Source organism: Paenibacillus chondroitinus NBRC 15376 (genome assembly GCF_004000765.1).
Classification (GTDB): domain Bacteria; phylum Bacillota; class Bacilli; order Paenibacillales; family NBRC-103111; genus Paenibacillus_E; species Paenibacillus_E chondroitinus.
Genome location: NZ_BILW01000004.1, coordinates 327869 through 350737, shown reverse-complemented (window position 1 = coordinate 350737; position 22869 = coordinate 327869). Strand labels below are relative to the sequence as shown.

At 44.7% G+C, this 22869-nt stretch carries 22 protein-coding genes; 1 reads left to right on the top strand and 21 read right to left on the bottom strand.

The features are described 5' to 3' along the window. Nucleotides 1-3 precede the first annotated feature (3 nt). From PCH02S_RS07950 to PCH02S_RS07865, 18 genes are all read right to left on the bottom strand, one after another. The gene (locus tag PCH02S_RS07950) at nucleotides 4-627 is read right to left on the bottom strand and encodes a pilus assembly protein (protein ID WP_127451744.1); all 624 of its coding nucleotides are present in this window, start codon (nucleotides 625-627) and stop codon (nucleotides 4-6) included. A 59-nt stretch (nucleotides 628-686) separates the two neighbouring features. Then, nucleotides 687-2975 (bottom strand): coiled-coil domain-containing protein, encoded by a 2289-nt coding sequence (locus PCH02S_RS07945; RefSeq protein ID WP_127451742.1) that lies wholly within the window; start codon nucleotides 2973-2975, stop codon nucleotides 687-689. A 14-nt stretch (nucleotides 2976-2989) separates the two neighbouring features. Then, nucleotides 2990-4027: a TadE/TadG family type IV pilus assembly protein gene (locus PCH02S_RS07940; RefSeq protein ID WP_164819474.1), complete on the bottom strand. Its 1038-nt coding sequence runs from the start codon at nucleotides 4025-4027 to the stop codon at nucleotides 2990-2992. After that, nucleotides 3993-4220: a Flp1 family type IVb pilin gene (locus PCH02S_RS07935; protein ID WP_127451739.1), complete on the bottom strand. Its 228-nt coding sequence runs from the start codon at nucleotides 4218-4220 to the stop codon at nucleotides 3993-3995. The genes PCH02S_RS07940 and PCH02S_RS07935 overlap by 35 nt, the downstream gene beginning before the upstream one ends. A gap of 15 nt (nucleotides 4221-4235) precedes the next feature. Further along, nucleotides 4236-4829, bottom strand: coding sequence for a type II secretion system F family protein (locus PCH02S_RS07930; RefSeq protein ID WP_164819473.1), 594 nt, complete (start codon nucleotides 4827-4829; stop codon nucleotides 4236-4238). A 274-nt stretch (nucleotides 4830-5103) separates the two neighbouring features. Further along, complete coding sequence (locus PCH02S_RS07925) at nucleotides 5104-5994, bottom strand: type II secretion system F family protein (protein WP_127451735.1); 891 nt, start codon at nucleotides 5992-5994, stop codon at nucleotides 5104-5106. Further along, nucleotides 5991-7253 (bottom strand): CpaF family protein, encoded by a 1263-nt coding sequence (locus PCH02S_RS07920; protein ID WP_407670039.1) that lies wholly within the window; start codon nucleotides 7251-7253, stop codon nucleotides 5991-5993. The genes PCH02S_RS07925 and PCH02S_RS07920 overlap by 4 nt, the downstream gene beginning before the upstream one ends. Continuing rightward, the gene (locus tag PCH02S_RS07915) at nucleotides 7250-8368 is read right to left on the bottom strand and encodes a nucleotide-binding protein (protein ID WP_127451733.1); all 1119 of its coding nucleotides are present in this window, start codon (nucleotides 8366-8368) and stop codon (nucleotides 7250-7252) included. The genes PCH02S_RS07920 and PCH02S_RS07915 overlap by 4 nt, the downstream gene beginning before the upstream one ends. Nucleotides 8369-8630: 262 nt before the next feature. After that, on the bottom strand, nucleotides 8631-9143 hold the full coding sequence (locus tag PCH02S_RS07910; RefSeq protein WP_127451731.1) for an acyl-CoA thioesterase: 513 nt from the start codon (nucleotides 9141-9143) through the stop codon (nucleotides 8631-8633). A gap of 87 nt (nucleotides 9144-9230) precedes the next feature. Further along, complete coding sequence (locus PCH02S_RS07905) at nucleotides 9231-10826, bottom strand: serine/threonine-protein kinase (protein ID WP_127451729.1); 1596 nt, start codon at nucleotides 10824-10826, stop codon at nucleotides 9231-9233. A gap of 136 nt (nucleotides 10827-10962) precedes the next feature. Next, nucleotides 10963-12000 (bottom strand): SAM-dependent methyltransferase, encoded by a 1038-nt coding sequence (locus tag PCH02S_RS07900; protein ID WP_127451727.1) that lies wholly within the window; start codon nucleotides 11998-12000, stop codon nucleotides 10963-10965. Between the two features lie 20 nt (nucleotides 12001-12020). Beyond that, the gene (locus tag PCH02S_RS07895; protein ID WP_127451725.1) at nucleotides 12021-12788 is read right to left on the bottom strand and encodes an ABC transporter ATP-binding protein; all 768 of its coding nucleotides are present in this window, start codon (nucleotides 12786-12788) and stop codon (nucleotides 12021-12023) included. 22 nt (nucleotides 12789-12810) lie between these two features. Continuing rightward, a complete protein-coding gene (locus PCH02S_RS07890; RefSeq protein WP_127451723.1) occupies nucleotides 12811-13164 on the bottom strand; it encodes a cyclic-phosphate processing receiver domain-containing protein in 354 nt (117 codons plus the stop codon). 36 nt (nucleotides 13165-13200) lie between these two features. Next, nucleotides 13201-14037, bottom strand: coding sequence for a deoxyribonuclease IV (locus PCH02S_RS07885; RefSeq protein ID WP_127451721.1), 837 nt, complete (start codon nucleotides 14035-14037; stop codon nucleotides 13201-13203). A 16-nt stretch (nucleotides 14038-14053) separates the two neighbouring features. Continuing rightward, on the bottom strand, nucleotides 14054-14863 hold the full coding sequence (locus PCH02S_RS07880) for an Fpg/Nei family DNA glycosylase (RefSeq protein ID WP_127451719.1): 810 nt from the start codon (nucleotides 14861-14863) through the stop codon (nucleotides 14054-14056). 72 nt (nucleotides 14864-14935) lie between these two features. Next, on the bottom strand, nucleotides 14936-16342 hold the full coding sequence (locus PCH02S_RS07875; protein WP_127451717.1) for a ribonuclease H-like domain-containing protein: 1407 nt from the start codon (nucleotides 16340-16342) through the stop codon (nucleotides 14936-14938). Nucleotides 16343-16404: 62 nt separating this feature from the next. Then, the gene (locus PCH02S_RS07870) at nucleotides 16405-18654 is read right to left on the bottom strand and encodes a DEAD/DEAH box helicase (RefSeq protein ID WP_127451715.1); all 2250 of its coding nucleotides are present in this window, start codon (nucleotides 18652-18654) and stop codon (nucleotides 16405-16407) included. A 135-nt stretch (nucleotides 18655-18789) separates the two neighbouring features. Next, complete coding sequence (locus PCH02S_RS07865) at nucleotides 18790-19005, bottom strand: hypothetical protein (RefSeq protein ID WP_246068986.1); 216 nt, start codon at nucleotides 19003-19005, stop codon at nucleotides 18790-18792. Between the two features lie 156 nt (nucleotides 19006-19161). On the opposite strand from PCH02S_RS07865, the gene PCH02S_RS07860 reads away from it, so the two are divergent. Continuing rightward, the gene (locus tag PCH02S_RS07860; RefSeq protein ID WP_127451713.1) at nucleotides 19162-19764 is read left to right on the top strand and encodes a nitroreductase family protein; all 603 of its coding nucleotides are present in this window, start codon (nucleotides 19162-19164) and stop codon (nucleotides 19762-19764) included. An 85-nt stretch (nucleotides 19765-19849) separates the two neighbouring features. Here PCH02S_RS07860 and pilO read toward each other — a convergent pair whose 3' ends face one another. Genes pilO through PCH02S_RS07845 form a run of 3 tightly spaced genes read right to left on the bottom strand, consistent with a single transcriptional unit; the run spans nucleotide 19850 to nucleotide 22826 of the window. Then, nucleotides 19850-20455, bottom strand: a complete 606-nt coding sequence (pilO, locus tag PCH02S_RS07855) for a type 4a pilus biogenesis protein PilO (RefSeq protein WP_127451711.1) — start codon at nucleotides 20453-20455, stop codon at nucleotides 19850-19852. Beyond that, nucleotides 20439-22052 (bottom strand): pilus assembly protein PilM, encoded by a 1614-nt coding sequence (gene pilM / locus PCH02S_RS07850; RefSeq protein ID WP_127451709.1) that lies wholly within the window; start codon nucleotides 22050-22052, stop codon nucleotides 20439-20441. The genes pilO and pilM overlap by 17 nt, the downstream gene beginning before the upstream one ends. A 15-nt stretch (nucleotides 22053-22067) precedes the next feature. Continuing rightward, nucleotides 22068-22826 (bottom strand): prepilin peptidase, encoded by a 759-nt coding sequence (locus PCH02S_RS07845; protein ID WP_127451707.1) that lies wholly within the window; start codon nucleotides 22824-22826, stop codon nucleotides 22068-22070. Nucleotides 22827-22869: the final 43 nt, after the last annotated feature.

Genomic DNA, 22869 nt, shown 5'->3' with positions numbered 1-22869 from the left:
CGATTAAGCACCTACCCATGCTCGTTCAAATGCCCTCTTTTTCAAAATAATCGTTTGACTTAAAAACGGGATCGGTAAGCGATACGAAATCTCCGCCTCAATTCCAAAATAAGCATCTCCATCGTTATACAAACTGGGAAGAGTCACAGAAACAACTTTAAAGTTGGTTTGCTGTACGATTGAATCATCGCAAAAAGCGTAAACAATCGGAGTAAACGCGGCATGTAGGCGGGGTTTTACTTGCTGCTCAAACAGTTCGTCCTTCCCTTCTGTCAGTAACTCTTCGCCTTGCAGCCATCTCTCTTTCTCCCATTTAACTAATTCGAGCAGTGGTCCAGGAATATATGCAGCATACTCATCAGCTAAACTTTCCGTATTTGACACTTGTTCTCGTGCAGATTGAACATGGCTGATGGCTGAATTTATGATGTCGGCCGGTCCACTCTGCTCAAATTTCACTTTAGCTTCTTGCACGAGAAGTCTTACTGGGTATAATTGACCAGCAATCGATTTCGTTGCTTCAGACACACCGGCTTGCAGCGCCATTTCCATGCATGCGATTTGAATACAAATGACAAGCCCAACAACAAAGGCAAGGAAAAAAGGCAGTATTAAAGCAGCCTCCACTACGATGCCTCCCTTTTGTTCACAGTAAAACTTGTGCAGCATAATGCCCCTCCCAACGTTCAATACGCTACTGCAGTTGAGCTGGAAATTTGGCATCGACTCCCTGTCACTTTGCAGCCTAATAACCCGCTCCCATCCAGGAGTTTCATGATTTGAGGAATAAACCACAGCTTTATATCACTTGAGGCGTTACCCTGCAAATATGTCGTAGCTTGCATTAAATCCCTTCCGGTTTCAAGCTCTATGAGCGCCTGCATTCTAGCCATTTGCTTCGTGTTATTGCTATGTATAAGCATAAAGACCCGTAAATAATCCTTATAAGTCAAACTTAAGGCGGGGGCTGCTAATTTTGCGGATAACTCTACGGCTTCTCCATTCACCAGCTTTGTCATGTCTTGAAAAGCCAACACGGCCCCTTCTGCTGCTGCTGCCAGAAGTACCAACAGCGGAGAGCCAATATTAAGCAGCTCTTTTTTCGGATCGAGCAGTGCCTCGACGGTTCGAATTGCCAGGCGAAAAGAAAACATTTCCGCATACGCCGATGAAATATTCGCTGAACAGGAGGAGAATCCATATAGTAAATATTCTACCTCTTGGTTTGCTAACGCATGATTTCTAGGGTCTGCTCGATCACTTAAGACTTTAGGACTGCCTGTTTGATCATGTTCCAAACCAATCGTCCAGTAATTAAATTTAGTAAGCGCATATTCATTTACATATAATTCGTTACGCATAACCTCCGCCGCATTGTTGAAGGCTTCAAGCATATCCATTGCTTTAAGGCTAACCGGCTCAGATTTTTCTAAATCGTAAGCAACTTCACTGCCGATAGTGGCTTCCTGCGCATTAGCCTCCCGATATTTCTGGTAGTAACCTTTGCTGGATGAAGATGATTGTGAACCAGTACCTTGAAGACGATCATAAAGTTCATCATCACTACTCTGAGCATTCACTAAGCTGCATCCGCCGATCGATTGCTTCGCTTGATTCAAAATCGTTTGAATTTTACTTTTTTGCTGCTGTTTATTCGCTGAGATCGCACTGTTTTGTTCCATTCTCGTTCTCTCTAGTACGCTTTGCTTGTTATAAAATTCTTGCGATTCCATCCAGTAAGCATCATTAGCCTGATTGGCTTTGTTTGTATTTTCAGCAGTATAAAGTTGTACGGAGTCAATTACTTCTTGAAAAACTGTAAATAATGCCGTGATGCTCGCAATAGCTGTCTGGTACTTATAAAAGAATTCATCCCCCAACACAGGTACACTTTGAAAAACCTCGTTCGCACTACTCCCCGCATTAACTGTATTAGGTCGTGAAGTAATCCCATTAAGTTTTGTGCGAATTTCATCGTTTTGCTGCTTTGCCGTACGTAATGCTGGCTCAATCGCCTGCTGCAGCAGCCCAATTTCTTTGGCATTGGCCAGAGCTTCGAGCTTTGTAGTCGCAAGGAGAGCCACATATTTAATAATTAATTGCAGCAAATTTTGAAGATCACTCAGCTTTTGAGATAGTAGCTGAGCTTGATTACTTAATGCCTGACGGGATTCCAAAATAGCCTTCATGCCTGCCACACCGCCCGAACCTGCTCGGCTGATCGCGGCAATGGACATATCCAAATCTCTTATCGATGCCTGAACAGATTGGAGCTGATTTTCTACATGAACGATTTCATTTCGTACCTCATCTGCAGTATGGATGCCAATTTGGGAGGCTAAACTGTCCAATTCCGCGATACGGGTTTGATAGTTACTATGAAATAGGCTCGTTTTGCGATAAAGCTCTTCACTGCTCTGCCAAGCTTCATCCAACTGCTTTTCTCTTTGATCTATAAGCTTCTCTAGCTCAGCAGCCTCCTTAGAGAATTGGCTTCCAAACTGGAAGGGATCTTTCGTCCCAGTTTTGCGAAATTTATCCGTAATCTCCAGCATGAACTCGATTGGCGCCTTGATTTTCATATCCTCCAACAATTGACGCTCAAAAATTTCATGGCTGGCTAATGCATAAACAGGTGTAACACGATCTCCATGATCGATAGGTTTCGTATCCACATAATGAAAAGCGCCTGTCGAAACTTGACTTGACAAATTATTAGCAAAAACGGTTCGAAATACTTCCTCTGATTGCTCTTGCGAGATCCCCAGCCCATATAAGCCCATCGCTTGAAGTTTTGTATCAAAAGATGACATCACTGAGCGTGCAGCAGCCTTGACCGCTGATTCGGTCTCTTTTTCCGCCAATTTAATTCTTGCAAAATCAATGAGTACCGCTTGAAACAAAAAGACCGGTACAATGATTAGAATCAGATAGACGGAAACGGCCCCTCCTTCTGATCGAACGAATCTCTTCAAAAACTCCCCCCATTCTAATTATGAATAACAACGACAATCCCTTTCCGCTCAAGCTCTTTTCGAAAAGCATTGGAGGGCATACCTTTGCCGCCGGCATCTTTTTTGAAGAAATGCCACACGACACCCTTCACTTGTGTGCCCTGTTGGATAAGCTCGAGATCCTTAGGAAGCTGCTCCATTCGAAGCTGAGCCTCTGTCAAACTATAAAAGGCTTGATGGCCTATCCCGCGAGCATCCAACGCATCGACTGTTCTGCTTTTACCAGACTCTGTCGTCAAAACCACCTCAGTGCCATTAACCAAAGATCGCAAATACGCCGCGGCCTGCCGCTCTGATTTTATCGTTATACTCGGACCTGACAGATCACTTTGATTAGGTTCTGCAAGCGCCTCTCGCGCTTTTTGAGGAGAAATCCGATCTTTGATCGTTTTAAAATATGTCCGTGTAATATCCGTTAATCGGATAAGCTCAACCGGCTCTACCACATGCGAGACAGCAGTTCCGCCTGTTTGATTAGCCCTAAACCATTTGCTCATAACAGGCGAAATATGAAATGGTTTTTGGAGTTTCACCTCGACTTGTTGGTCTAGAATAAAATTAGTAAACTTAGCTGATCCTGTAACACCTTGAGGCAGCAATTCGGACGATTTAGCCAGCTTTTTCTCGACAAGATCGCCAGCAGCTACCGATGGAAGTGCAATCTCAGATGATTCGTTCGACATCAGTCTTCCGAATAAGTCGGATACGTGGTTTTGTGTAAGTCGAAAGTAGAGCCCATCCGTCTCCGAGGGGTTAAAGTTGCCAGTCACTATATCTTTGTGGCTGTTATCCCAAGTAAAAGCTAACCGTTCGGCTGCTGTTCTGGCGATTTGTTGAAGATATACTTTTTGATAGGCGTATAAGCTAACGAAAAGGACAGTAATTGTGCAAAATAAGATGAGTGGCAATACCAGGGATGCTTCTAATGTAAAGCTTCCCTGCTCACCATCTCTAAAACTTTGTCTGCAGCTATGGCGGCTATGGCGCACAGCTAGTTGTTGGACTTGGCGCACAAGGAGCCACCTTACTATTGTCTTTGAGGTCAGAATTGGCATCCCCAATCAGCTTTTGAAACCACGAGACTATCCACTTTCTGAAAATAATTGCTATGGCAACAAGCACAGCAACAATCAACAAAATCTCTAAAGTACCTAGTCCATCTTCCTCTTTCCAAAATGATTTCAACCTTTCCAACATGCTTCTCATCGTATATTACCTCCATTATTTCATCATCAGTAATGCCGGCATGGCTACAATCACCATCACCACTACAAAAATAAGCACCATGGGAAAAACAAGCTTAGAGGAGGCTTCCTCTCCTAACGTTCGGGCAGCTGATTTTCTGCGCTGCCAAAGCTCCAGGGATAGCGAATGAAGTGCCGCTACGAAATCACTTCCTCCCCGTTTATAGTTGAGCATCATAGCTGAAGTAAACAAAGACACCTCATGCAGCGCGCAGCGTTTGCTAAAGTCTTCCATCACTTTCGAAAAAGAAACGTTCATCTCCAATTCATGAACAGCTCGCGCAAGTTCTATGTATAGCGGTGATTGCGCTTTATGAGGTCTAACCTCGACACAGCGAATCCATGCGCGATTGACGGTTTCACCTGCATTAACCAGCAGCACGATTGTGCTTAATACTTCAGGCAATTCCATAATCATTACAAGTTGTTTTTTTCTAATTTTCACATCCAAATCGCGCACCATGAGCATTGGAAGAACTATCGCAACGACGAAACCAAAGCCCAAAAGTGATGCATCGCCTCCTGCGAGCACCGAGAAAAGTGTGACAATAACAACACATAGTAAACTCATCGAAATGATCTCCGCAAAAAACCATTTACTCCCATAAGCAGATAAACTTCTGCCATATAATTTAATTAAATTATGGTGGATTTTGGACGTGAAATCCGGCAACTTTTCCATCAAACGCAGCTGATCAACGATTAAATAACTGCAAGGAAATAGTAATTTCATCCTAAAGGGATAAGCGTAAGCGGTAATGATATCTGCATATCGTTTGCGCCCCCAGAACAGCAAGATGAGAATTATCAACATTTCAGATATAAGCAAATAATTGATCCACATGCTACACCTTAATATTCATAATTTTTTGAGTGAGCACATAACATCCGCCCAGCAAGAGCAGGCTCGCACTCATGATGAGGATCCCGCTCCCTGAATAAAGAGGCTGCATATACTCCGGTGATGAAAAGGCAAGTACGGCAACAATGACAATCGGAGCAAACAATAGCACCCTCGACTCAAACCGCTTCTGTGCAATCATGACGTTGATATCCTGAGTAATTTCAAGTTTTTCTCCAATGACTGTTGCTGTACGCTTCATGACCTCCACCAAATTTCCGCCAGTACGCTTGCAGGTAAGGAAGACGTCTGTGAAACTGATGACATCTTCTAAATGACTGCGATCTGCCAAATGCTTCAGCGCTGCTTCTATGGGCTCGCCGTTCTCAACCTTTCGGCATATAACGCTGAATTCAACCACAATTAAACAATCAGGGTCAGGATAAAGCAGCTTTAAGTCTTCTAATGCCTCTTGAAAAGCACTTTCAATGGATTTACCGACGGCCATGGAAGAGGATAAACAGCTTAGCGCTTGTTTGAATTGAACAAACAGTTTATTTTTGCGTAACTGAATTAATTGCTGTTTGCGAATACGGGGAAACATCAGTCCGACTGCTGAAAAAGCGGCAGCAAGAACGAAGCTTTTATAGAAAATATAACCTACAACAAAAGCAGGCAAGGCGAGCATTAGGAAGGTGCTCAATTTTTCACGCGGAGTCAATTGATAGCAATTGTAGTCAACTAATGTGAGGACGGAATGACGTTGGGGGTGGTGCACATCTCGAGTTTTAGACTTCTTCTCAGCAGGACGGCTGCTTTGCCGGCGCCTCTCCAAGAATAATAGAATAATCCAACTGATTGTTCCTGTCAGAATTATAAGCAATATAATTTTCATTCAGTTCCACACTCTTCCTTTCTGTGTGAAAACCAGGTTGGCAGTCTTTTGCCAGCCATACGTAATTTGTGCATGTTTTGAAGTGGGTTGCCTGTATACACAAGCTCCCCGGTTACCTTAGAGTCTGTCACTTCCCCTCTTTCCACGAATAAAAACAACGGGTGGAGATGAACTTCACCATCCTTCATTCCAATGACTTCATGAATCTCTGTCACCTTTCGGGTTCGATCACGAATTCGGCTGATATGAATCATCACGTCAAGTGCCGAAGCAATCTGCTTACGGATAACCTCAATCGGCAGGGAGGCGCCACTTAACACCATGGTTTCAAGTCTGCTCAGCATATCTTCAGATGTGTTACTATGCCCAGTACTTAAGCTCCCATCATGCCCAGTGTTCATAGCAGCTAACATATCTAATGCTTCAGCACCACGAACTTCCCCAACAATAATCCGATTAGGCCGCATCCGGAGCGATGCGCGAATTAAATCCCGAATGGTAATTTCACCCTTGCCTTCTGTATTGGCGTTTCTGGTTTCCATTCTGACCAGGTTGGGTACGGTTTGTATCTGAAGTTCTGCCGAATCTTCAATCGTAATAATACGTTCATTAGCGGGTATCCAGCTGCTTAACGCATTAAGAAAGGTCGTTTTTCCAGAACCTGTACCACCTCCGATAAAAATGTTATATCCGGACTCAACCAGCACCTGAAGTACTTCCGCAGCCTCCCCAGAGATGCTCCCCATCTGAATCAGATCTTCCATCAGCAGCGGTTTCTCAGGAAATTTACGAATTGTCAGCGTTGGCCCACTCAAAGAAGCTGGCGGTAGCACAATATTAACCCTCGAACCATCCTGCAGCCGGGCATCGACAATCGGTGTTGATTGATTAACGATCCTATTCACTTTAGACACAATCATCTGGATGAGATCTTCAAGCTTCTCCGCACTTTCTAAAGAGTATGCATATCGCTCAATGGCTCCTCTCCGCTCAAAAAATATATGTTCATGCCCATTCACCATAATTTCAGTAACAGAGGGGTCATCGATAAGCGGCTGGAGGATGTCCAAACCTCGAAATGAGTCAAACATACGCTTAACTAAAGCGTGTATTTCGTTTGACGTCCATTTCCCCTCCGATGATGCAAGAAAAATTGCTTCTTCAATAAGCACCATCAACTTGGCATCACTAACCGTGATTGAAAGATCAAGCTTTTCTTTAATTTGCTGCTTCAACATCACAAATTGACTTTGTTTCAAGAAGCTGCAGCCCCTTCAGCTCTTAAAGCAGCATTTCCTTTGATGATACAAAGAGCTGCAGCCATCTCATAGGCCTGTTCCGAAAATAAACTGGATGCCCACATCTGCTCTGGAGATCTAATACTTTTCCACTCCGGGATATAAGGAAGGTTAAAAGCAATATCACGCCCAAGCTCCGAGAAATCGTTCGTCTGCACGCCAGTATACTTATTCACTACAAAATGAACGTTGTGCATCGCACCCAATTGCTTATATAGCACCTTCGTTTTATAAACATCATTCAGATCATCTCGAACCAGCCAAATGATATGATCGCTGACCTCCAGTCCTTTTACGATTCGTGGATGCACGGAAGCTTCCAGATCTATAATGATGTACTCATATTCATTCAAGGAAATAAGTGTGTCGATGAGAATTCGAATCTGTTCTCCGCTTATTTCTTGCATTTCCCTGATCTGATCATTAGGCGACAAATAGTCAATTCGCAGCTGCAGGTCAACTGATTTCAGTAATTGCAGCTTAGGCCCGAGTAATTCAGGCGAACTTTTCAAGTAGTATATCAATTGTGAAAACCGCCCTGTTTCGCCCATCAGCCAAAGTGAAGTTGAACTGACAGATTCCAGACTTAAATAAAAGACTCGCTCACCACGAAAAGAAAGCTGTTTGGCTAGATGAATAGCCGTCATGGTTTTACCACTATTCCCACTTGAGCTATAAACGGAGATGACGCTGGTTTTATTAGTTCCGTGACTGCTTCTCTCCTCATTCAGCTTTTCTGCATAGAAAGCCTGAAGTCGTGTAAGCAAATGGTGCAAAGATTGAAACCGGTACAAAAATGGAACCTTCGTTTCTGCATCCAGTGAGTTCGTTATCGTTTCGCTTAAAATCATCTTGTGAAGGTTAGTTCTCCGATCTAAAAAAAGACGATAATATGTCTCCGACACTAATAACACGCCTACTGCTTGCTGAGCATCAAGAACTTCCAAAATCAATTCCGATTTCGAAAACAACTTCACCTGCATACGTTCCCCAAACTCAGAGGCACGTATATAAGCTGCCAGTCGCTGTGCATATTCCTCGTCATCATCTAAGACATAGAGTTGAAACTTTTTCATCCAAACCCCCTCCTATACGCTATAAAAATCATGAGAATTGGCTATATACGCCACTGCCGATTAATACAAGACCAACCACCCCAAGTACGATCGCCAGGCGAATAGCAGTAGCAGCTTTCAAAGCATCATCCTCCTTCTCCTTGAAGGAAAAACAAAAAAAGCACGCGCCGATTTCGGAGATGATCTCCAAAACCAGCGGTGCTTCCGCTCGTCCAACAATTTATCCAAATTGTACCACATTTCACCGAAAAATCAATCCCTTTTATTCCCAAGGATATTTCATCGTGAAAAATTCAGCAAGCCTTTTACTTTCACCTCTGCGGATACGTCTCATCTCTGCCCGCTGCGGCGCCGATTCATGCAGCTTCGTCTCTTCCTCTGTTTCCGGAATGACATGAGGCACCTCAACAGGTACTTTATTGTCATCCAAGGCAACAAAAGTCAGGAAGGAAGTCGCGGCAATTTTTCTTTCTCCGGTTTTCAAATCCTCTGTAACGACTTTCACAAAAACTTCCATTGAGCTTTTCCCTGTCCAAGTCACAAATGATTCCAAGCAAACAGAATCCGAAGTGTGGATCGGATACAAAAAGTCAACCGAATCGGTTGACGCCGTTACAACGGATCTCCGGCAATGTTTATGTGCAGCAATCGAAGCAATATCATCAATGTAGGACATCAGCTTTCCGCCAAACAGCGTGTTGTGATTATTCACATCCGTGGGAAAAATGCGTGATGTTTTGAAGCACCTGGATTCTCTGGCAAATCGTTTTTCCATAACTAACTGCCCCTTTGCATTCAAGCTTGTTTAATCATGCAATATCATAGCATATTTCTCATCCGTTTGGTCAAAATTGGCTATAACTTAACGATTGCTAATCTTTTTTAACTTTGAAAACAAGGAATTTTTCGCCCTCTTGCCTTCGTTAACAAGTAAACAACTCTCTGGTAGGAGCTCTTTCAAAAGTGGAGACAAAGCCGTCATTAACTGTTTTAATACTTCGGGGCGATCCTGGATGCACTCCCCTTTCCAAACTGCACGCATGACTTCCCCTCTAGGGAGCTCTGGCATTGTGCACAACGGAGAGGCCGGGAGCGATGTTATCCATTCCTTATGAAAGTGATCTTGCATATTTCCATTAGCAATATAGTGTACTTTTTTCCCACGCTGCTGATAGGAATTAAAACGATTGAAATTAGCACGTGAGCTAGACCGATTGCATTTGCCCGGTGAAGCATCGAGAACCACGATAATGTCATCTGCACTATGACAGAGTTCCTGAACGGAAGGATGCTCCCATTGAGTCGATATGTCCCATAGAACGATTGGCTTTTTGATCATATGTAGAAGCTTAAATGAGTCTGCTGGCTGCCAGTCTTCATGAAATCCGTCAGGATGTGTTGGGAACCATGTTGAATGCCCTTTATCCCACGGAGAAGAAGCTAAGCTTTGATCTTGCACTCTCATTGAATGAGCGGCAAAATTGTAGTTCTTAGGGGCTTTCAGATCTCCGTATAAAAGCATGTACAAATCAGGTTCGATGGTCGGTTGTTCTACAAGCGCGTTAGGAATCTGGAGGGCGTTTAAAATTCTAGCTATTGTAACTGCCAGAAATGTCGATCCTACGCCAGCAAAAAGGCCTCCCACTACAATTAATTTATCCTGTTGCGGCATTGGATTGGAATGTTTTTGATAATCCGTCGTGTGTGCGGGATCGGGGTATATGGAACGAAGTCTCATCTTCACTTCCATGGCGGATTGGCAGCGGTGCTGAGGATTCTCTTGCAGGAGAAGCCGTATTGTTGAAGTAAGTGTTTCGGGGAGTTCAGGGTTTAACTGATCCAAAGACTTGTTGGTGAGATAGGCATACTGACCACCCGTTAATAAGTAGTAGAGCATGGCACCAAGTGAATATAAATCGGAACGCGCATCGGTTTGTAAACCCATAAATTGCTCCGGAGCAGCAAAGCCGATCGTCCCCATTTGCATCGTATCGGTCTGTTTGCCTTGTGTGAAATGTCTCGCAACGCCAAAATCAATTAGCCGGACTTGCGATTGCTCATTCAACATGATATTGGAGGGCTTGAGATCCCGGTAAATAATCGGGCGAGGTTGGAATGTATGCAAATAATGCAGGATATCACATAATTGAAAAGCGATCTGAACGACTTTGGCCGTGGGTAATTCTCGCCCTTTTTCTTCAAATAAATCTTGAAGCGTTGGTCCTTGAATATAATCCATAACCAAAAAACCTGTTCCATCTTCCGTTATCAAATAATCAACCAACTGCGGCAGTTGGGGATGATGAAGCCTTGCAAGCATCTCCGCTTCTTCCAGAAAGGATGCCCCGTCTTGTTCAACTGGCAGGACTTCCTTAACAGCCCACATCTTCCCTTTGAGCTTTTGATCTTCTGCTAAGTAAACCTGACTCATCCCTCCTTGCCCTAGCAAAGATTCCATGCGGTATCTTCCGCCGATACAAGTTCCAATCCAATTCTTCTTATGGCTTACGATAAAAAAGCCCCCTTCATCAAGTAATAATTACATTGATTATAAAAGGGGCCAAGATAAAAATCTACATTATTTTCCAATAATACTACATCTTTTGCAAATAAAGCGTCAATTCCTCCCGATTATGAAACAGCTGTTTCGCTTTTAGCAGGAAAAGAGATGGCTCGAGTATTCGTAAAATATCGCGAACCGTTTGGAACGGTTTTTTATGCATCAGCTTGACCGTAATAATCGCCGTGCCGCCACTTTGCAGGGAATACAGCAAATCTGCGACCAAACGCCCCATTTGGCGGGGATCCCAGCTCATGTCACAAACAAGCAGGTCAAACTCTTGATCCCGAAGCTTCACATCGCTTGCATTTTTCTTGTAAATCTTGAGATTAGGGTTGCCAAGGAGCCTTGGACTCATTGCTGCAGGGTCTATGGCCGTAACCTTCAAGCCGCGCTCTAATAACAACGAAGTCCAACCACCCGGTGCAGCCCCGATATCAAGAGCCGTTCTTGCGACGCTAAAATCGATACCAAATCGCTGCTCAGCTTCTAAAAGCTTGAATTTGGCGCGTGAAATTTGGTCCTCTTCCTTCATAAAACGAATGGCGCCGCCAGACCAATCCGACAAATTATCGGCTGGCTTGGATATCCCTACAAACAGTTTTTTCGCATGGATGTAGATCGATATAATTTGGTCAGCATAACGAACGACCGGTTCAGCATGAACTTCCGAAACAAGGATTTCATCTAATGCAGCCTTGACGGCAAAGGGGGCGTAGGGAACATCAGCGCGGTCTTCTTTACGCACTTGGATGGCTATTTTTTCACCGGAGTGAACAAGCCCTTCTGCGTGCGCTTTTTTTAACCAATCTTTCAGATGTTCAAGATCCGCTTCAGTTCCTGTAATCTCCCATTGCTGAAATACAGGCTGAATATGTCTAAGAAAAATTGGTTCTTGTTCTTTTATTTGTGATAATGCATCTTCCGTATCTGATGGCACTTCGAATAGAAAAACTTCAGTTGGCACAAGTAAGGTGAACTTGGTCAGCGGAAATAATTTACGGATTTCATCCTGCGCGTACTGCGCAAACCCGTGATTCGAAGAACCAATGTATGTCGTAATTTGTGTCATAGCCGCATCCTTTATCTTCTTTAATCCAAAACCTTAATCCACGGTCGATCCTGAAACCATTCCAATTCAATATCCACGTCAAAAGCTTTACGGATATTTTCCGGCGTCAGCACCTCTTTCTTAGGCCCAGCAGCAATTAATTCCCCTTGTTCGATGATGGCAACATGCGTAATTAACGGAATAATTTCTTCAATATGATGTGTCACATAGACGACCGTAATGTCCTGCTTGCTTAGTTCATTAACATCTCTTAAAAAACGTTCTCTCTCGTATAAATCCAGGCCAGCAGCTGGTTCATCCAAAACCAAAAGGGAAGGTTTCATCATCAAGGACCTGGCAAGCATCACTTTCTTCCGTTCACCTTGCGACAAACTGCCTAATGTTTGATGAGCTAAATGAGGAATTCGAACTCGCTCCAGCATAACCATGGCACGATCCAAAACTTCCTGCGGGATCTCTTGATAAAACCTGAGGTAGGCATACTCGCCGGTAGCGACAACCTCAATAACAGGATCACTTAAATTTAGTTTTTCCATAAGCGACTGTGAAATATAACCAATTCTCTTACGAACTTCTCTCACATCGCATTGGCCATATCGGTTTCCTAACACGTCTACCGTTCCCCGACTTGGGAATTCGTAACCGTTCATCATCTCAAGCAACGTTGTTTTGCCTGACCCGTTACGACCTAACAATACCCAGTGTTCACCTGGATGAATATGTACATTCACATCATTTAAAATATGTCGTTCGCCTCGGATAAAATGAATATGCGATAAATGAATCATATCAGGCTACATTCCTTTCTTATTACACTTCACTTTTGTATATTCCCTGTGCAATTTGCAGCAGCAACTCGTCCGGAACACGGTGAGCGTAGATGCTCGTTCCATCAGGTTTGGCCGTATAAAGCTTCTGATACATAGCCGTACAGGCTGCCTGGCTGGAGGTATGAATATAAATTTGTCGCGGGAATTTCCGCTTCTGGACGAGCCAAATCACAACATCCATGCCTGTCTGCTCGGTAGACCAGCCCATATCATGATCCAGCGATAAAATATCGATGTCACATTCTTCGAGCAGCAGCAAACACTCCTGTATATTTCTAGCTAGCGTAAATCCTTGGGGACATGGACGCAGATCATCTAAGTATACATGAATCATCGCTGGATTTCCTTCCCTTCCTGTTCCTGCGGATCGTCAGTCAGCGTTACTGAATAAAGTTTTCACGAGAGCAATTTCCTCGGAATGAGTGCCATTGCTCCCTTTGCCCGTTTCGAGAACAACCGGAATACGTCTTAAAAAGGCTGAAGACAGCAGCTGTCTAAAATTATCAAGACCGATATATCCCGTTCCAATATTCGCATGACGATCTCTGCGCGAGCCATAAGGATGAAGGGAATCATTCAGATGAACAGCTTTCAAATGGGGAAAATAATCAAGAATTTCTCCTCTAGCTTCCAGCTCACCCCATCCATGGCTCGTCCATAAACCGCTGGCAAAAGCATGGCACGTATCCAAACAAAAGCCAATTTTCTCCGGGCGCTGACACAGTTTCCGCACCTGAGCCATCTCTTCCAAGGTAAGACCAAGCTGTGAGCCTTCACCGGCTTGATTCTCGAGCAAAATGAAAGACGCCCCCTCATAGCCTTGAGTGGCGCTATTCAAACATTGTATTATATTTTTATAACCTTGTAACGGGTCTTTTCCAACATATTTGCCAAAATGCACCACGAGACCGACAGATCCGCATGCTTCCGTAATCTCAAGCCCGTTCTTTATCAAACTCACCATTACATCGCGCTCAGCAGCATCTGCCGCTGGATTCAACGGGTACGGCGCATGCCCAATAGACAATATATCATGCTCTCGGCAAAATTCCGCACACAATGCGGCTTCCCGCACATTTACTATTTTCATTGATAGACTTCTCGGATTCATCGGGAAATATTGAAAAGCTTTAGCCCCCATCGCTAGCGCCGTTTTGGCTGCTCCGCTATATCCGCCCCTTGTACTCACATGGGCACCAACATACATGACCCCTCAGCCCCCTTCACGTTTGACAGTTCGCACAATAAAAGCATTTGCGACTAGAAATTTCTGTCTTCATCAGCGGATGGCCACAACGTAAGCAGGGCTCGCCTTCACGGTCATATACACGGCATTTCGCATCAAATTGGCCCGTCAATCGATCTCCAACAAATAAAGGTTCATCGATATAGCCGCCATACTGAATGGCTTCGAGAAGAACGGTGCGCATCGCTTGAAATAAACGATTTTGCTCCTCGGTTGTTAAGGATGACAGCTTACGCAGGGGCAAAATACTTGCAATAAAGCAAATCTCATCCGAGTAACAGTTCCCGATTCCTGATAAAAAGGATTGATCAACTAGCGTCACTTTCAGATTGCCATTTTTACCTTTGAGTAGACTTTGAAATCGGGTCAATGTAAAACCAGGATCCAAAGGTTCAGGACCTAATTTACTTAATACCTTCTCAACCTCAGGTATCGTATGCAGGTGTAGATAGCCTAACCGCAATCCAATGAAGTATAAGTGCTGCGAGCCAAAATGGATCACCACCTGCGATGTTCGATCCGGTTTCTCCTCTTCCGTCCCATAGAACATCCAGCCACCAAGCATTAAATGAAGCAGTAATACTTCACCCGAGCCTAAAAGAAACAACAAATGCTTCGCTCTGCGCTCGATTCGAACAATTCGATTACCGGTTAGCTTCTGGATAAAGCGATCCGGATCCACATTCAAGGATTTGGGACGCGTGACTTCCGCCCCTGTAATTGGCGAGTTCTGGATAAGTCTCGTTAACTGCTGACGATATGTCTCCATCTCCGGTAGCTCGGGCATGACATATTCTCCTTGCCTTTTTCTACCTTGTATAACCAATTGATAGGAAAAGTAAACGGATGCGGGCAAGACTTAGATTAGTCCCTCGCTAGCGTACATCGGCTTCATCTTGCGAGTTTTGGGCTTCGTGTGAGAACCTTCGTGAGGCACCATGTTCTCGGTTTTCCTCACTTTATTTTTCAAACGGCTGATACGCTTCTCTAAAGCTTCCTCTATCTCATTTTGCTTCCGATCGCCACGGTGCAGGGAGCGCCTGCGCCATAGTTTGGCCCATGCTTCCTCTGCGTAAAAAATGGCCAACGCCAAATTACGCTCCCGATGCTCATAATACATGGCTAACTCCAAATACGGCTCAAGTTGCAGCGAAAGGCTTGCATTCTTGATATGAATCCAACGTTTCCAGAGATCAACAGCCCGGGAATATTCACCTTTTTTCTTATAAAAGCCAGCTAGTTGGAGAATCACCGATTCATGTTCTGTTGAATTTGCAGGTTTCGGGTTATTCATTAGTCTCGAAAATAAATCTTGAAGGAACGTCTCTGCACGTTCCGAACGATCCATTTTATCCAACCAAAGCCCCGTGCGAAACAGCTCTTCTAATTCGATATCAGCGTAGTGTGCGGTATTCTCCACCACCCCGGCCTCAGCCTCAGCGTTCGTAGAAGATACTGCCGACTCTAATTCTCCGCTTAGCAGCTTGGAGAAATGAATGGCAAGGGCTGCCAACGTAACAATATCATGCTCGTTATGAACGAACACACCTTGCAGGACAGATGGATTCTTCTCTGCCAAATACTGAAAATAAAGGGTAGGCGCCATTGAGCCGGGTACATCGTCCACACGCTCAAACCCTAGCCGGCTCTCTTCCACCTTGCTCAGACGGCACGAAGGCAGCGTATTCCGCCATAAACTCCTGGAAGGATATAGAAAATCCAGCTGCAGAAGATTCGAATCATCGAGCGTAAGCCGATTAAGCACATAGCGATTCTTCAAGATTGGCCAATCGAATGTCCGGCCGTTGTAAGAAACAATATGGGTAAAGCGGTCGAGCAGCTCTTGCAAATACACAAGCATGGCTTGCTCTTCCGCTGGATTACGTATCAATAGCTGTTCCACCGTGAACAGCTCGCCGGTGTAATAGCCGATGCCGACCATGAACGGCACGTTGCCCGCACCGACACCGAGCCCCGTCGTCTCGGTGTCAAAGAAAAGCAGCGCGTCATGCCGGACGGCAGCGCCGCGGTCGTGAAAGCAGACAAGCTGCTGCGCGCAATCGGCCAGCTCCCGCAGCCGATATTTACCGTGCACGCTGTCTGTGCCGTACACCCGGCGCCGCATGACGAACGAGCCGGCTGGGCTCGTCTCGATATGGGCGCCGAGCTGCGCCCATTCGTCGTCGGCCGCAGGCACGGACGGCGGAGCGGCTTGTGCCGCCCCGGGTCCACGCAGGCGGCTGAGCTTTTCGCGGAGCCCGCTCATCGGGCACCGCCATCCAGCGTTTTCAGACGGGTTTTACTGAACATGGGTACAAAACCATACATCTATAATCCCTCCAGTATTCGAAGGGATTTTTTCTTAGCATCCATCCCCTCTATTTCGGTTCCAATACATGACGGGCAGCCATCGTCACACGGACATTTTCGAATCAGACTCCTGGCTGCTTCTTTTATCTCATCAAAACGTTGAAATACGTCTTCCGCTAATCCAATCCCGCCTGGGTAATGGTCGTAAATAAAAATTGTTGGCAGCTGGGAGTGTTCAGCCCGGATTTGAGAAATTACGTGTATGTCGCTGCGGTCACACATAACGTGAATGGGTACGATATGCCTAATCACGTTGGAAATTCCCATTAGTATCTGTTCCAATGTTTTCGTTTCTACAGTTGGGTCTACTTCTTTTATTTCAATCCAGGTCGCGCTGGTATGAAGTTCTTCTTCTGGAAGTTTGATAGGCCCGTATCCGATATTTTCAAAACTGGTTAAACGGATTTTCTTAAACATGGTTGCCATAACATTTATCGCAGTGTCGCCGAAATTTATAGACGTTGTTTGCCTTTTGGCTATACGGTCAATAGATAAAACTTTCAGCTTTACGGCCAAGTTCGCATCTGTGTAATACTCTACGTCTACTTCGCGTACATACGCCTTTTTGTGTTCCCAGTCCAGCTTTTCGACTTGAAACTGAGTACCTTCATGCAAATAAATCGCTTCGTCATGTAAAAGAGTCATAGCGCTAAATCTGTCCATCTCACCGATAATTTTTACGTTCGCTACGTCCGATTGGTCAACAATTACTACGTTTTCCTGAGCGGCAGATCGTAAGCTTACTTCGTGTGCCGGAAACGATTGACTAGCCCAATAAAATGAATCGGCAGCCTGGGTAAGCACTCTCTCTTCTACCAAATATTCCAGTATATCGGTAATCTCTAACGGCCCGAATTCCTCCCCTATTTTTACTGGAAGTTCATACGCAGCGCATCGTAAATGGTCTACGAGGATCAGCAAATTTTCAGGGTTAATTCTGGCAGACTCCGGGGAACGTTCGAAAAAGTATTCCGGGTTCTGGACTACGTATTGGTCAATCGGTGTATTGCTGGCTACCATAATAACCAGGGCTTCACCGTGTCGCCTTCCAGCCCGACCCGCTTGCTGCCAGGTGCTGGCGACGCTTCCGGGATATCCGGACATAATACAAACTTGCAGCTGGCCTATGTCTACGCCTAATTCCAGTGCATTGGTACTTACTACGCCCAGGATTTCCCCGTTACGTAACCCTCGTTCAATTTCCCTGCGCTGGCTTGGCAAATAACCGCCCCGGTATCCTCTTATGGTTTTCGTCCCTAGTTCGTTTTTTACCAGTTCCTGTAAATGACTTAATATGAGTTCTACCCTTACGCGGCTGCGGGCAAAAACGATCGTTTGTACTTTATTCGATAAAAATTCTTTGGCCAGCTGGTTTACTTCTACCGTCGCGCTTTTCCGTAGGTTCAGTGGCTTGTTAACAATAGGCGGGTTATAAAATACGAAATGCTTACGGCCCCTGGGCGCGCCATTGTCGTTGATTAGCCGCATAGGTTTACCTGTAAGCTGTTCAGCCAATTCCTTCGGGTTTGCTATCGTCGCCGACGTACAGATAAACAGCGGATTGCTGCCGTAAAATTTGCAGATACGCAGCAGCCTGCGTATTACGTTGGCTACATGGCTGCCGAAGACGCCCCGGTATGTATGTAGTTCGTCAATAACGATATATTTTAAATTACTAAACAGGCTTACCCATTTCGTATGATGAGGCAGGATGGCCGAATGCAGCATGTCGGGATTCGTAATAACGATATGGCCTACGTTCTTTACAATCTGCCGAATAGCCGGGGATGTGTCGCCGTCGTAAGTAAAGCTTTTTATATCAATTCCCATTTCGTTAATTATTTCGTTTAGTTCGCTTTTTTGATCTTGTGCCAAAGCCTTCGTAGGGAAAAGGTAAAGCGCCCTGCTGGCGTCGTCTTCAGCGATAGCCTGTAGAACTGGAAGGTTATAACATAGCGTTTTACCTGAAGCCGTAGGGGTTACAGCTACTACGTTTTCACCCTGTCGGATAGTCTCGTACGCTGTTGCTTGGTGACTGTATAGTTGTTCGATTCCCCTTTTCGTCAGGGCGCCCTTGATGCGTTCGTCCACGCTTTCAGGCATAGGCCGGGTCTTCGCTTCTATGGGTTCGACTTCGTGCCAATTAATTATATTTTCATTTGCTCTTAAATTTTGTATTAGTTGTGAAAGATTCTTCTTTCGAAGCAAGGTTAACCCCTCCCTTATAGAACGACTGTTCCCCTTATTATAAACGTCTACAGCAAAATAAAAAAGCCCCAGGAATTGGGGCTAATGAATCGTAAGGCTATCTCTGATTTTAATCCAATGACTACGTTCGTATGTCTACATGAGATCCGATGAATCATCGTAATCATACCGAATCCCTTCGTGATCAGCTCTCGCAACTGGGGCATTAACTTGAAAGGCTTGGCTAGCACTTTCTTGCATTTTCAACAAAACTTCCTGATAATCTCTAGAACGGTGCTCTTCCAAATCATGTTTCATCGCAGTTCTCAAAGCTCTTTCAATGATCACAACATCATGACTAGTAAAATTCACGGTTCCTCGCACCTCTCTCGGTACTTTTATTTCACAATCTCTAGCTTTTCCATAATAGGGTAAACACATACCGAGCACCGTTATTTTCAAAAATTCGTATTGTACGAAGAAATCAGGTAAAATCAGGAAGAGTATATAAATAAGGAGGAATTCATCATGACAACATCTTTACCCGCCGAAGTCGAATCCAATCGCCAACCGGATCACGAAATCAATCCGCAATTCCTGACCCGTTGGTCACCTCGCTCATTCACAAAGCAAGAGGTTACCGAAGATGTACTCCTTAGCTTGTTTGAAGCGGCACGCTGGGCGCCGTCCGGCAGTAATATACAACCATGGCGGTTCATCGTTGCCCGTACAGAAGAGCAGCTAGCCAAGTTTCACAGCTTTATAGCCCCTGCTAACCGCGAATGGTGTGAGAAAGCACCTGTTCTTGCTTTAGTGATTTCCTATACCAAGGCCTCTAACGGAAATACCTCCCCTAGCCACGCTTTCGATGCAGGAGCAGCATGGGGTTACCTTGCGCTAGAAGCTAACAATCAAGGATTAATCACACACGCTATGGGTGGCTTTGATCATAATCAAGCGCGTGAAACGCTTCAAATTCCTGAGGATTATCAAACGCATGCCGTGATTGCGATTGGCTACCGCGGTCCTGTTGAAGCTTTGCCTGAACGCTTTCAAGAGCGTGAAGCACCTTCTACTCGTCGTCCCGTAAGCGAATTGCTATTTGAAGGGACTTTTGGCCAAACACTGTAAGTTTGAAAAAAATAACCGCCAGGGAAGTGCCCCTGGCGGTCCTCTCAAGGGGACTAGGTCCGCTAATTGGAAAGTTTTGTGCTAACTAATAAGGAAGTTCGACTTTATCGACTCTTGATTTGTAGGATGGGTCAAAATAAGCCGTAAACGTAAGATTTACAGTCAGTTTTCGCGATGTATCCTTAGGCAAATTTCCGAAGTTTAACGTATCCACACGAATTAATCGTGGTAAAGCTTGCAATTGTGTGATGGCATCCGTAATTTCATTAAATGTCCCGCCAACGGAAGTCGTCACTCTGACTTCCCTAACATTCGGATACGGATTTTTAGTATTCGCATCTGTCTGCTGCGTTTGCGTGCTCTTGTCACTCACCGCATAGGAAATCGAGTTGAAATTAACTTTTGAGCTCGTTTTAATCTGATTTAAATCAAGCGTCAACTGCTCCGTGTTGTCCCACAATGGAAGAGCGGCTTGAATGTCTTTTAAAGACGGACCTACATCCTCTTTCTTCTCATTTAACTTCTTCGTTAGAATCTGGATTTGCTTTTCCACGAGTGCCATTTCGTTTTCTTGCGCTTTAATTTTATTGGCAGAAGGCAGTTGTATAAAATAATAGAAAGCAAAAAGACCTAAAAACAACAGAACCGCGAGGAATAGAAAAAGAGACTTCGCATTATTTTTGTTGGACATTCGTAGTCTCCTCTCCTTTCACTTCTCCAGCTCCCTTAGTTCCCGCTTCTTTTGCAGCTGCGGCTTTTTTGAACGCTATAGAGTAGTTAACTGTATATTGCTTAGCCGTAGTGGTAATCGGGTTATTGGCAACAGAGTTCGTTGGGTCAGTTGGAGTTTGTGTATTAGCACTCACCACTGCGTTCGTAGTCCCAATCGTCGTCTCGGTAATTGACTGGAGATTGGCATTTTCGCCAAAAGACAACTTGCGCAGGTCAAATAAATAACGGGCCGAATCCTCCATCTTCGCGAAAACGACAGTTAAGGACATCTGTGATTCCGATGAATAGGAAATAGTGCTGATTTGAGCATCTACTGGCAACGGTTTCTTGATATCTCCGATCATTGCGACAACATCTTTTCGGCTCGCCCGCGTCATTGTTATAAAAGCCGCCGGGTCCCCCTGAGTAGCAGGTTTTGAAGTTAATTTTGCCTCCGCAGCTGATTTTTGAGCATTGAGGGTAGTTAATCTTGACGCGTTTTGAGCTGATATTTTCTGATTATCCAAATAATTCGTACCTATCAATACGGCACAGGCAACCCACACCATCATGCCCAAAATGGCTAATACAAACTTGATTTTCGTCTCCGTTTTCCGATGCGGCAGCAAGTTAATTTGCGTTTTTTGCTTGGAAAATAAAGCGACCCCAATTGCAACACGATATGCATTAGCGCTAAAATCTTTTGACCGTTCGCTCGCATATAAATCAAAATCGACCTTTTCCACCTTCAGCTCAGAAAGTGCCTGCTCAAGCTCCACATGCAGCTGATCTCTGCTTTGATTCGCACCCGTCACGATAATATGTGAAATTCGGCTTTTTCCCTCTTGAATACTGTATTGATAAAAACTAAGCATCCTGGAGATTTCAGCAATAATTTCCCCGATCTGATCGGGTGTTAGTTCATCATCAACAGCTGTATCGTGTTCAAAAAGACTAATCGTTCGCATAAAAATGGGATTGCCATTTTGCAGCATGTACACTTCCAGCGTGCCACGATCTAAGGAAACCAACATGGATTCCTCAAAAAACTCCTCCTGCTGCGACGATATCGCCCTGACTAAAGCAGTGGCAGAAATCTCTGCCGCTTTCACGTGCACTCCGGCATCCTCGAACACTTTTACATAGCTCATAATCAGCTTTTTTGGAGCTGCAAACACGAGAACCAGCGTGCTCTCATCGTCTTGGCTTACCTTAATGTAATCGTAGACAGGGTCCTCAAAAGGCAGACGTAACGCTGTTTCCACTTCAAGCTCTACAAGCTGACGCAGCTCTTGCGGCTTAATGCTTGGAATTCGCATTTTACGAATGATAATTTGCGATGTCGGTATAGCAATGGTCGCTGAAGCGCCTCTCAGCTTTTCTGCTTTTACCCATTGTTTAACCTGAAGGCTTAGAGATTCCGAATTGACAATTTGATCTTCAACAATAATCCCTGACGGGATGGGAAGAAATCCGCTCGATCCAACTTCCCACGACTTTTTCTTTTTGACAGTGACATACCGGACTCCCGTTTGATCTACCGTAATCCCGATTCGCTTAGTACCTAAGCCAAACATATTAATCACACCCTGCTATCCGAGTAATGTTAGGTAAGCTTTTATCATATCCGATCCATAACCGTATGAAATCATAATGCCCAACGCCAATGACGGGCCAAATGGTATCGGTTGTTTTCTCTTGGTGATTTTTAGCAGAAGCAGCAACCCACCTATCAGACTGCCAATCATACATGCCAAAACAAATGCGACCATTATATGAGGTAAGCCCAGGACTGCACCACAGACTACAAGGAGTTTGGCATCCCCCATTCCCATACCGCCGCGCGAAAGAACTGCGATTAACACGATAATACCGCCCCCGATCACAGCGCCTAGTACGTAACTCCACCAAGCCTGATCTCCAGGAAAAAGGAATCGTAAAACTATGAAAATAGGAAAGAAAACTATCAATATTTTATTAGGAATAAGCATATAAGATAGATCTGAAACCGTGATGATAACTAGAAGACTTACCAATGTTAAAGCGACCAACGATTCTCCTGTGATGCCGACGTGCATGTAAACCCATAAAAATAACAACCCAGTTGCAAGCTCCCCTAAGGGATATAAAATGGAAACTTTCGTTTGACAATGTCTGCATTTGCCTCTGGAAAAAAGATAGCTGATCACCGGAATGAGATCCCTGAATGTCAGCTTTGTCCCGCATTTCGGGCAGGCCGATGGCGGGTTGATGACCGATTGTTTGGCCGGCACTCGCAGCGCAACTACGTTGAAGAAAGAACCGAGTACAAGCCCGACTATGAAAATGTAGAATGCGATGAGGAGTGTCATGTGTTTGGGTCGCTTTCTTTGATTTTAAAAAAGGAATCGGAAT